The sequence below is a fragment of the Nocardiopsis flavescens genome (assembly GCF_900141985.1).
In the GTDB taxonomy this organism is placed as follows: Bacteria; Actinomycetota; Actinomycetes; order Streptosporangiales; family Streptosporangiaceae; genus Nocardiopsis; species Nocardiopsis flavescens.
The window spans coordinates 1-9408 of record NZ_FQZK01000050.1 but is presented as its reverse complement, the minus strand read 5'-3'; the positions used below and the strand labels follow the sequence as shown (position 1 = coordinate 9408).

10 protein-coding genes are annotated in these 9408 nt (G+C 71.9%); 7 read left to right on the top strand and 3 right to left on the bottom strand.

Going from position 1 to position 9408, the window contains the following annotated elements; genetic code table 11:
* Window positions 1–266: hypothetical protein (locus tag BUE45_RS32825; protein WP_394328548.1), on the top strand; the 266-nt coding region annotated here is incomplete at its 5' end.
* Between the two features lie 79 nt (window positions 267–345).
* Here BUE45_RS32825 and BUE45_RS32820 read toward each other — a convergent pair.
* Complete coding sequence (locus BUE45_RS32820) at window positions 346–501, bottom strand: hypothetical protein (RefSeq protein ID WP_178378712.1); 156 nt, start codon at window positions 499–501, stop codon at window positions 346–348.
* Between the two features lie 348 nt (window positions 502–849).
* On the opposite strand from BUE45_RS32820, the gene mobF reads away from it, so the two are divergent.
* From mobF to BUE45_RS30680, 5 genes are all read left to right on the top strand, one after another.
* Window positions 850–4704 (top strand): MobF family relaxase, encoded by a 3855-nt coding sequence (mobF, locus tag BUE45_RS30700; protein WP_143173548.1) that lies wholly within the window; start codon window positions 850–852, stop codon window positions 4702–4704.
* Window positions 4705–4845: 141 nt separating this feature from the next.
* Complete coding sequence (locus BUE45_RS30695) at window positions 4846–5085, top strand: type II toxin-antitoxin system HicB family antitoxin (protein ID WP_073384427.1); 240 nt, start codon at window positions 4846–4848, stop codon at window positions 5083–5085.
* Window positions 5082–5303, top strand: a complete 222-nt coding sequence (locus BUE45_RS30690) for a type II toxin-antitoxin system HicA family toxin (protein ID WP_073384426.1) — start codon at window positions 5082–5084, stop codon at window positions 5301–5303. Before BUE45_RS30695 ends, BUE45_RS30690 begins: the two co-directional genes overlap by 4 nt.
* 386 nt (window positions 5304–5689) lie before the next feature.
* Complete coding sequence (locus BUE45_RS30685) at window positions 5690–6058, top strand: hypothetical protein (RefSeq protein ID WP_143173547.1); 369 nt, start codon at window positions 5690–5692, stop codon at window positions 6056–6058.
* Window positions 6059–7077: 1019 nt separating this feature from the next.
* On the top strand, window positions 7078–8403 hold the full coding sequence (locus BUE45_RS30680; RefSeq protein ID WP_143173546.1) for a competence protein CoiA family protein: 1326 nt from the start codon (window positions 7078–7080) through the stop codon (window positions 8401–8403).
* A 22-nt stretch (window positions 8404–8425) separates the two neighbouring features.
* On the opposite strand, the gene BUE45_RS32235 is transcribed toward BUE45_RS30680, so the two are convergent.
* Window positions 8426–8653, bottom strand: coding sequence for a hypothetical protein (locus BUE45_RS32235; RefSeq protein ID WP_143173545.1), 228 nt, complete (start codon window positions 8651–8653; stop codon window positions 8426–8428).
* Between the two features lie 47 nt (window positions 8654–8700).
* On the opposite strand from BUE45_RS32235, the gene BUE45_RS32815 reads away from it, so the two are divergent.
* Entirely contained in the window at window positions 8701–8856 is a 156-nt protein-coding gene (locus BUE45_RS32815; protein ID WP_178378711.1) for a hypothetical protein, read from the top strand.
* Window positions 8857–9026: 170 nt separating this feature from the next.
* Here the strand turns inward: BUE45_RS32815 and BUE45_RS30670 are convergent.
* Window positions 9027–9408: pentapeptide repeat-containing protein (locus BUE45_RS30670; RefSeq protein ID WP_178378710.1), on the bottom strand; the 382-nt coding region annotated here is incomplete at its 5' end.

Below are 9408 nucleotides of genomic sequence, written 5' to 3'. Positions count from 1 at the left end.
AGGTGCGCCGGTTCGAGGAGGCGATCGAGGCCCACACCCGCGCCCAGCAAGCCTTCCAGCAGGTCGGGGACGCCCACAGCGAAGCGCAGGCGTGGCTCGGACTCGGCTTGGACCACGCGAACGCCGATGTACGAGAAAAGGCGGTGGACGCGCTCTCCCGAGCCGCGGTCCTGTTCGAGGCCACCGGCGACGACCACACCACAGCGGCCGTGCGCCACCTGATCGTTCAGATCCAGGAAGGTCCGGACTCCGAGGAGTCGGCCTGACCAACCTCGACCGGGCGCCGGTTGCAGGACCCGCATCACCGATGATCAGTACGAAAACCCGCGCCAAGGGCTCACCGGGTTACTCGTCGGCGGGCAGGTGCGCGACCGCGGCTTCCATGTCGGCCTGGATGGGCAGGGTGTAGCGGCGGGTGGTCTCCAGCCGCCCACCGCCGCGCGGCGCGGGCTGGGACGCCGGCGCCCAGGGCTTGGCCGAAGCCGGTCTGGCAGCGGGCACCGCCGAGGGCGGGTTCACAGTCGACCCAGACGCCCGGTTCAGCCTCTTCCCTGAGTACTCACCGTCAGCGGCGGAGGAGGCAGAGGTTGAGCACTGACATGTTCGTGCTCGCGCCCACTGACAAGTTGGTGGCCGATCCACTGACATCCTCGTGACCGTCAACACAGAGCACCCGAAGGACACCCGATCCAGAACCGAAAGCACCACCCCCGACATAAACATAGGATGATCCCATCTATTAAGATCTGAAAAACGAGAGCACGCAGGTATCTCCGATACGGATTTTCGGCCCCCGCAGGGGCCGCACACCCCGGCCCAGGGCCGGGAGGGAGGGGGCGCCCGGTGGCGATGGCGACCCCGATCCACGACGCCGCCCAGGCCGACTACCGGCTCGCCCAGCAGTGCGGCGCGGACGCGATGACGGCCGAGTCGGTGGCCGTCTCCTACCGGTTAGACAGCGGCTCCCGCCCGATCGAGCGCATCGGCGGCGGGTGGGCGGAATTCGGGCTGGAGGCCGGCACCCACCTGGAAGACGCGGCCGCCGTCGAGGGGATCCGCCGGGTCATGACCGGGCGCGACCCGCACTCCCACCGCCGCCTGGTCAAGCCGAAGCTGGCCGTGCACCCCAAGGCGAAGCTCTCCCCGCAGCCGCTGCTGGACGCGGTGAAGGCGGCCTGTCTGGAGCGGGAGATCACCCCGCAGGAGCTGCTGGCCGATCCGTGGGCGCTCAAGCGGGCCGCCCGGCTGGTCCGGGGGATGCGCCGCGACGGCGACCACCGCGCCGCGGTCGGCGACCTGGAGCGCGTCGCGGCCGCGGCCGGAGTGGACCTGGAGGCCGTCTACACCGCGGCCGGGCAGGCGACGGAGCTGGCCACCGCCGAGGAGCACCGCGAGGAGCGGGTGCAGGTCGGGGTCATGGGCTACGACGTCACCTTCGACCGCCCCAAGGGCATCAGCGTGCTCCAGGCCCTGGCCGACCCGGAGGTCGCGGCACGGATGGAGGCCCTCCATCTGGAAGCCGTCCGCGAGTCGGTGGCAGCCCTGGAGCGGTGGACGGCGTACGGGATGGCTGGCCACCACGGCGACGGCAAGTCCGCGGAGCGGGTGGCCACCTCGGGGTTCCTCGCGACGATGACGGTGCACCGCACCGCCCGCCCCGTGGACGACCGGGCGCCGGGCGATCCGCACCTGCACACCCACGTGATGATCGCGAACATGGCCAAGGGCGCCGACGGCCGCTGGCGGACCGTCGCGGCCGGGGGCCGGGACCTGATGCGGCACGTCCCGGCGGTGGGGGAGCTGTACCGGGCGCTGGAACGGGAGAAGCTCACCCGGGAGCTGGGACTCGCGTTCGAGCGCGACGCCGCCACGGGCCGGTGGGACGTCGTCGGCATCCCACCGGACCTCAAGAGCGCGTTCTCGCGCCGCCAGCGGCAGGTGCGCGCGGCGGCCGGGCACGGCGCCACGCCCGCGCAGGGGCGGGCCGCGGCCCGCGCGACCGCCCGCGCCAAGACCGCATCCACACCCGAGAGCGAGCGGGAGTCCTGGCACACCCGGGCCCTGGAGGCCGGGCACCGGCCCCGCCAGGTCGTTGACCGGGCGCTGGGGCGCGAACCCGGCGCGCCGGGCGCGGCCCGGCGGCCCCCCAAGCCCCTGCCGTGGGAGCCCTCCGAGGTGGCGGCCGCGGTGTGGGACCCCGAGACGGGGGTGACCGCCCACACCAAGGTCGTCACCCGGGCGAAGGTGATGGCGCACATCGCCGGGGCGCTCCGGGGCGGCCTGGCGGACGCGGCCGCCCTGGAGGAGCTCACCGACCACGTCCTGGCCCACGAGCTCGCGGTGGCGCTCCCGGCCGCCGGGCCGGTGCACATGTCCCACGCCGACCGCTACACCTCCGTCGACATCCCCGCCGCGGAGCGGACCATCCTGGAGGCCGCCCGCGGCCGCCGCGGCGCCGGCGCGGCGCGGGTGCCGGTGGTCCGCGCCGCCCACGCCCTACGGTCCTGGCAGCGCCAGAAGGGGTTCGCGCTCTCCGCCGAGCAGCACCGGGTGGTGACCCGGCTGATCGGCGACGGCCACGGCATCGACGCCGTCCTGGGGGTGGCCGGCGCGGGCAAGACCACGATCATGTCGGCGGCGCGCACCGCGTGGGAGACGGCCGGGTACCGCGTCGAGGGCGCCGCCGTGGCGGCGGTCGCGGCCGCGGGCCTGCGCGCCGAGGCCGGGATCACCTCCCGCACCGTGGCGTCCTGGCGCCGAAGGATCGAGGACGGGCCCGGCCTGGACGGGGTGCACGTCCTGGTCCTGGACGAGGCCGCGATGGTCGGCGACCGCAACCTGGCGCTCCTCACGCGCGAGGCCGGGCGCACCGGAACCAAGCTGGTCCTGGTCGGCGACCCGCTCCAGCTCCGGTCCGTGGCCGCCGGCGGATCCTTCACCCGGGTGCACGAGGCCGTCGACGGGCTGACCCTGTCGGAGAACCGCCGCCAGCGCCGTGAGGTCGACCAGGCCGCGCTGGCGACGTGGCGGACGGGGGCGCGCCGGTCCGCGCTGGCGCTGTGGGGCGAACACGGCCTGGTCCACGCCACCGCCGACGCCGCCACCGCGCACGACCGCATGGCGGCGGCCTGGTGGAAGGACCGTCAGGCCTACCTTGACAGCGACGGGCACGACGCGGTGGAGCGGCTGCTCATGGTCGCCACCACCAACCGCGACGTGGGCGAACTCAACGAGAGGGCGCGCGCGGCCGCCCGCGCCGGCGGCCTGCTCCAAGGGCCGGAGGTGTCCTTTCCCACCGCGGCGGGGGAGCGCCTGGCCCTGGCCGCTGGGGACCAGGTCCGCGTCCGGGCCAACGACTACCGCTCCCGTTCCAGCGACGACCCCGACGTGCTCAACGGGTTCCGGGGCCTGGTCCGCGAGGTCGACCCCGAACGCGGCGCCCTCGTGCAGTGGCGGCGCGAAGACCACCTTGAGCAGGCCTGGATCGGACCCGAGGCGCTCAAGCGGGGGGACCTGTCCCACGGGTACGCGATCACCATCGCTGCCGCCCAGGGCGTGACGGTGGACCGGTGCCACGTCTACGGGCTCGGGGCGGACGCCCACGGCCTGTACGCGGGGATGTCGCGGGCGAAGGAGCGCACGGACCTGTACCTGCCCGCCCTGGAGGTGGAGAAGGAGGAGGTCCGCAGGCGTCTGGGGGAGGCCCGCACCGATGCGGAACGGTGTGTGCGGGTCATCTCCGCCTACGCCGACACCCTCACCGCCGACCCGCCCGGCCTGGTCCTGGACGAGCTGGAGAAGGCCGCGCCGCCGCTGCGGGAGGTCGTGCCCGCCCGCCCCGAACCCGAGCGGGAACCGGTCCGCCAGGCGGAGCGGGCGCCAGCCGAACAGGCGGCGACGCCCCAGGCCCGGGAGGCCGAGCACGGCCAGGACCAGGAGCACGAGAAGGTCCGGGGAGCCGAGCGCGGCGCCGACCGGGAGGACCTGGACCTGACCCCGTGGCGGCCGCTGTCGGAGGCCGACGCCCGCGCCGGACGCGGCCCGGCCGCCCGCGCGGTCGCCGAGGAGGTCGCCGCGGCCCGCCAGCGCGCCCAGGAGCTGAAGCAGGCCCTGCCTGACCTCCAGGTGCGGGTTTCCCAGGCCCGCGAGTACGCCCAGCAGGGAACGCTCCGGCTGCTCATGGACGGCACCACCCCCAAGGCCGCCCGCGAGCAGGCCGCGGAGCGCCAACAGGAGTTCGGACAGGCCCGGAACGGGATCGTCGAGGCCGAACACCAGGCCAAGACGCTGTGGCAGCGGGCGAGGGAGACGGACTTCCGCCAGGCCCTGAAGGACGCCGAGCGCCACCGCGAGGAGGAACGGGCCGAACACGAGCGCCGGCACGCCGAGATGCTCGGGACCGCCTACGCCCTGACCCGGGAGGAGATCGGCGCCCTGGAGCGCAAGGACCGCGACCAGCTGGTGCGCCGCCACGCCATCGAGGCCACCGCCATCGGCTACAGGTCCGAGCCCGACACGAGGATCGAGATGACCCCGGCCGAGCAGCGCCAGCTGGCGTGGGAGGAACTGCCCGAGGAAGTGCGCGCCGAGCGCACCGCCGAGAAGGAGCTCATCGCCGAGGCCCAGGCTCAGGCCGAGCACGCCCGCCAGCCCCAGAACTCCCACCAGGCCCCCGAACACAGAGGGCCCACCCGAGGGCTGTAGCCGCCCCACGTCGGAGCAGGCGCTGTGCTGGCTGGCGGTCCCCCTTGCCAGGAATTCGAACCCCACGCCGTTGAGCGCCATGGAGTGCCATGACGTGCCCTGGACTGCTGTGGAGCCCTGCCCGCGGGTACGCTGCTGTGCATGGAGCGCACACTGCGGTTCGCCGCCACCCTGACCCCGGACACCGAGGTCGGAGGGTACGTGGCCGAGGCCGTCGGCGTCGGCGTCGTCTCCCAGGGCGAGACCGTCGAGGAGGCCGTCGCGAACCTGCGCGAGGCCCTGGAGCTGTACTTCGAGGACGAGCCCGCCGGGCAGGAGCCTGTGGATAACCCCGCTGCCCCCGTTCTGCTGACCTCCGTGGATGTACGTTTGTCGGCGTGAGCCCGTCGCACATCCCCGTCACCTCCGGCCCCAAGCTCGTGCGCGCCCTGGAGCGCGCCGGGTGGGAGCACGTGAGCACGAAAGGCGACCACGCCAAGCTCCGCAAGGGCGGTGAGCGCGTGGTCGTGCCGCTGCACAAGGAACTCAAGCGCGGCACCACCATCGGGATCCTGCGCCAGGCGGGCATGAGCCCTCAGGAACTACGCGACCTGCTCTGACACACTCCGAAGTCCTTCCCAGCGCCGTGTTCGCATCTTCCATCGCAGACGCCCGCGGACTGGGGCCGGCCCCTGGTGGTACCCGGGGGTTCGCACCCCCGGGACCCCCCGACTCGGGCGGCGCCCCGCCGCCACCGGATGTGAGCAACGCACCGTTGCAGCGGCGGAACGCCGCCCGGACCACACGAGCTGGCTCCCCTTCACCGGATGACCACGGCCCCACCGGCGCGCGCAACGGAAGGTTGTGGGCGGTGGTGGCATCCCCTCCGGGCCGGCGCGCTGAACCAGCGCTCTCACCACAGAGCCAGGGGCTTCGGTCTGCAGGAGTGCAGGTTTTCCCGCGCCGCTGGTGTCGTGCCCTTACGGTGTGCGCCATGAACGAGGACGTGCGCACAGGCGATGGCCCCGAGATCGTGGATGCCGCGGAGCAGCGGCTGTTCCGCAAGTACCACCGCCGGCGCGGGACGGGCGATGCGAGCCTGCTGCACCTGGTCTCCCGGTCGCGGTTCTCCGACACCGAGAACCTGCTGGACGCGCTGAGCACACTGGAGCAGGTGCGTGAGGAGCTGGACGGGATCGAGCGGGTCCTGCTGGACCGGCTGCGCACGGAGCACAAAGTGTCGTGGCGCAAAGTCGGAGAAGCCCTGAAGATCAGCCGCCAGGGAGCCGAGCGCCGTTTCCTTCGGGTGATGTCGCTGGACGGCAACGCCGACCGCGGGCGTCGGCGGATACGCGAACGGAAGTCCGAAAGTTAGGAAACGGCAAGAGTTCTCCGTGATGTGGTGGGTTTTTCCACCCAACCGGGCTCTACCGGATGACGCTCATCGTACTATTGGGGGTGCCGGAACATCTTACCCCTTTTGGTGCCTTTGTGCGCTTTGGGGTGTTCAGAGAAAAGCCCCGAGGTCCGTTCCGTTGCAAAAAAGGGACCCCGGAGCCATCCGGTTGTGAGATGAGGCCCTGGCTGGCGGTTACGCCGGCTGGGGCCTCATCGCCAGCGGTCCAGCAGTACTTCCAGCAGGACCCGGACGACACCGCCCAGGATCGGCGGCATCCACCAGGGCACCGGTGGACGAGGCGGATCTGTGGCCATAACGCTTCTCCTCCTTTTCTTCTTGGACGACACGAAGGCACCGGCGGATAAGCCGGTGCCGCCCAGTCTCCACGCTGAGACGGACTCATCGTATCGGGCGTAGTGCCATCAGGTACCCATTCCGACTCAGGTGCGGCGGAAGCCCCCGGGGAGGAAAGTCGTTCTCACCAGAGGGGAGAGTCCTGACCTGTGAATACAGCATCAGGAACCCCCCCAAAAAAGCCATTGTCAACCATTGGTTGCCCCTGAAATTATAGAGAGCGCAGCTCAATCATAATGGGATGATTTAGGATTTCTGTTGCTTAGTGCGAGATATGGCCGAAAGGTTCTTCTTTTGGGCTTTTCGGGGCGTCCGTGTCGGTTCGTCGGCCACGTCTGCCCCCTGGAAGAATCGGCGTCCCCGCGGCATCCGCTTCTCACTGGCCAACAACGGTGCGTTGTGTGCCTTCTGTCTGCTTCCGGCTCACCCGCGGCGCCCCTGCGGCGGGACTTCCCCGTGCCCGCGCTGGTCGCGGTTGCACCGCTCTGAAGTCCGTCCGTCCTCCAGGTCGTGCGGGCCCCAGCCTGTTCAAGGAGCGAAAAGGGTGCCGACCACGGATCGAAGGGGAATGTCAGGAGTGACTGCTTCACTGCAATTCCTCCGTTCCGCCCTCTTCCCCTTCGTGGAACCCGGGAGGCCCCGTGGCCAGGGAGCTCGCACGTGTCCGCTGGGTCGGCACCTCCGTTGTGCTGGACCCCAACCTCGATGACTTCGGGGTCTCCCGCCAGGTCATCCACGCGCTGCGTGGCGCCCCGGGAGAACGCCCGCGTTCGATCAAGGCCGGGGTGCTGGAGTGCCAGCGGTGTGTGGAGCTGAACCGCTCCTCCCCGTGGATGCACCTGCGCACCATCCGCGGCCGATTGATCGTGGCCCACCACGCCTCCGGTGAGGGGCCCTGCTACCTGCCCGAGGGCCCCGAGCACCGGGCGTGGAAGGAGCGCATCGTCACCGATGCCGAACGGGCGGGGTTCTCGGCGGTGATGGAGTCCTCCTCCAAAGACCGCTCCTCCCGCGCGGACGTCCTGGTCACTTGCGCCGACGGCACGGAGCTGGCGTGGGAGGTGCAGATGAGCCCGATCCAGGCCCGCCAGGTGCTGCACCGCAGCCACAACGCGGTGCGCCAGGGACGTCTGCCGTCCTGGTTGACCACCGACCGGCGGGCGGGCTCGCCCACACGGGCGCTCATCAACCGGGCGCCGTGGTCGATGGTGAGCCAGATCGTGCCCGAGCAGATCCGTGCGGGGCGGGCGGCCCGGGTACTGGGCGGGCTGCGCAACTTCGCCTGGCGGCGCTGCATCGAACTGCCGGGCCGCTGTCCGCTATCGACAGGGATCGGCGGCTGGAGCTACGACTGCGGGGACTGGCACGGGGTGTGGGACAAGGTCACCGTGCCGGTGGAGGAGTTCGTCGGCAAGACCGCCGCCGGCCTGTACGTGCCGATCGCGATTCCCGGGGTGGACGGGGCCGGGGTGATGCGGATGTGGGTGCGGCCCCAGGATCACGACGCTTACGCCGAGCAGCACGGGCAGCGGTTCACCGAGGAGGACCTGCCTCCGGGGCTGCGGATCGGCCCGCCTGCCCGCAAGCGCACCGCGTCCCCGCGGCGGGGCCGGTCGAAGGACTCTGACTTGCACGCCTCCCGGTCGGCCACCACGGCGCGTCCCCGACGCGGCTCGGCTGGCACCCCGGTGGAGCTGACGGAGGCGCACTTGGCCGAGGAGGTGCGCCTGCCGGTGCTGACCGTACTGCGCCCGCCCTCGAACGCGCCGGAGCCCGCAGTGTCCGACCGGATCGAGGCCTGGTTCGAGGCGGCTGTGGCCGAGCCGTGCCGGCACTTCCTCGGGGACCAGGCCCGCTCGTGCGGGACCAGCCCGACCCGCCTGTACGCGCGAGGCCGCCGGTGCTTCGAACACGCCCCCGACCCGTTCACGTTCGTGGCCGCGAAGGGCGGGGACATGCCGCGTTGACATGGATTCCTGGCATGGGCGTTCAGGTAGCCGCCCGGATCTGGCGTTTGATGGCCAGGTCCGGGCGCAGTCGCAAGCCGTCGGGGCCGAGACTGGCGTAGTGCAGTCGGACCTGCTCGGCGACCTCGCCTTGCTCGTAGAGCATGCCCAGGCAGTTGCCGCAGGGCAGCGGATGGTCGTGGAGTTCGCACTCCAGTCCGGCCTCGATGCGTTCGTGCAGTGCGGCGACCAGGCGTTGGGCGGCGGCCAACGCTGGTGGGTCTACGTGGGAGCGGGGCAGGTCGTACTCGGGAACGGGTGCCTTCTTCGGGTTCGCCGCCCCGCGCCGACGGCCGGGGCGGCTGCGACGCCACGGGGCGGGGCGCACCGCTGGCAGCGCTTGTAGTAGTGGCCGCCCTGGGGTTCGGGCGCACCGGCCGGGAGCAGGTGCCCGGGCAGACGGCGCTGCTGTGAGGATCCGCCCCGCCCACCCCGGCGAGCTGCCCCACCTGGCGGACGCAGCGGCCCGCGCCGGCGCCCCCTACACGCCGGACGGGGATCTGGTCCTGGTCGTCGTTGAAGACCACGGCCGGGTGGGCTCCGGTGGACGACCAAGGCGCGGCGGGGCCGGGCAGGATCCGGCGCTAAGGCTCCTCGTCCTGCTCCGGGGGAGCCGGGGTGTCGGTCCCTGGGGGCGGGTTCTTGAGCCGCACTCGCCGGGGATGAGTCCACCAGCGGGGCAACAGCACGGTGCCCTCGGAGGCCTTCGCTGCTGCGAGAAGCCCTCTAGGGCAGGCACCCTTCGCAGCGCCGCGAGCGGTTCCATCACCTGCAAAGTCGGCCGTGCGCTGGAAGGCCACACCCGAAAAGTCGGCATCGCCGGTGAAGGTCGCGTCCCGGAAGTCGGCCCTGCTGTCGAAGGCCGCGTCCGGGAAGTAGGCGTTGCCGGTGAAGGTCGTGCCCTGGAAGGAGGTGACACCGGTGAAGGTCGCGTACCCGAAGTAGGCGTTGTCGGTGAAGGTCGCG